This is a genomic window from Anaerobiospirillum sp. NML120511 (assembly GCF_023050955.1).
Taxonomy (GTDB): Bacteria; Pseudomonadota; Gammaproteobacteria; order Enterobacterales; family Succinivibrionaceae; genus Anaerobiospirillum.
The window spans coordinates 1-1,327 of record NZ_JALKIK010000112.1 but is presented as its reverse complement, the minus strand read 5'-3'; the positions used below and the strand labels follow the sequence as shown (position 1 = coordinate 1,327).

Sequence of the window (1,327 nt, the reverse complement as noted above, 5' to 3'; positions counted from 1 at the left end):
GCTACTGGCATCATCAAATCATACAGGCAGAATAAATAATCCTAGGTACGGTTTACACTATCGGGCATGATGGCCATTCATAGACGGATATCATCCATCTTAAGTAAGGCTGCCATGCCCGATTTTTATGTCTGGATATTTTCGACATCCAAGTGACTGTATATTGCATTACCGAAAATGACAAACTATAAATTCCATGACATACTTTAAATGATTTTTTATGACAATCTTTAAATATCATGTACATAGCCACGAGAGAGTGAGGGCCATATTTGAGCCGGCGGTGAATAGACCAGCTCCTGATAGTTTTGATTCTTAGCCTGACAGAGACAGACACAGCTGTGGGAGAGTGTTTGCCTGCATCAGCTTGGAATGGGAAAATGCTATTGCAGCCAATTGTGCTCGAGCACATGAGGCCGTAAAGAATCCAGGAGCTGGTTATGCTCTCAACGTAGCCTACATGTTCTGTTCTGCTTGGAGGGTATGCTTGGCATGTCGCAGCAGCTGGTAAGTTGGAACAGTGTTGCGCAGCCTGAGCTTTACGGCACATTACTGCCTCAGGGCATGCACGGGTTGCAGTGCCGGGCATTTCTTGTCCAGATGTCAGCTATGGCGAGGTTATCATCTGCTCAATAGGCCAGCCGCTGCAGTAATGCAGTAAGAGCTTTATAGGTCATGTTTTTCAGCCGGGGGATCCAGATACTCAAAAGGCCCGCAGCCGTGAAGCTGCGAGCCTTTTGAAGGGCCGCAGGTGAATAAACGACCCTGATAACAATTGCTTATTAGCCTAAGAGGGACAGACCCAGCTGTGGGCGGGTGTTTGCCTGCATCAGCATGGAGGTAGCAGCCTGCTGGATGATGGACTGCTGGCTGAGGTTGGCGGACTCTTCGGCGAAGTCCGCGTCGCGAATTCTGCTACGGGCATCAGACTGGTTGGCGGAAACGTTTGCCTGATTGCGAATTGAACTCTCCAGTCTGTTCTGGATTGCACCTAGGCCAGCACGGGCAGCATCCACTGCACCAATCATCTTGTCCATGCCTTCAATTGCCTTCTGAGCTTCAGCAGCATTGGAGAAAGTGATGATGTTGTTCTTTGACCAGTATCCCTTAAAATCGTTTTCCTTCAGTCCAGCCATGGAGAGAATCTGGGAGAACTTGACACCGTTTACGTCAAAGCTGATCACGTCGCCCTTGTTGGCACCTACCTGTAAGGTAAGAGTTCCAAGTTCATTGCCCTTTGCTGCAGCAGCTTTGGAGAACAGGCTGTCACCGCCAGCACCATCAAGAATCTTCTTGCCGCCGAAAGTAGTCTGCTTGGCAATACGGG

At 49.0% G+C, this 1,327-nt stretch carries 1 protein-coding gene; it reads right to left on the bottom strand.

The window, feature by feature from the left end:
- Window positions 1–782 precede the first annotated feature (782 nt).
- Window positions 783–1,327, bottom strand: a 545-nt coding sequence (locus MXE39_RS12860) for a flagellin (protein ID WP_281503497.1), incomplete at its 5' end; no start/stop codon positions are given.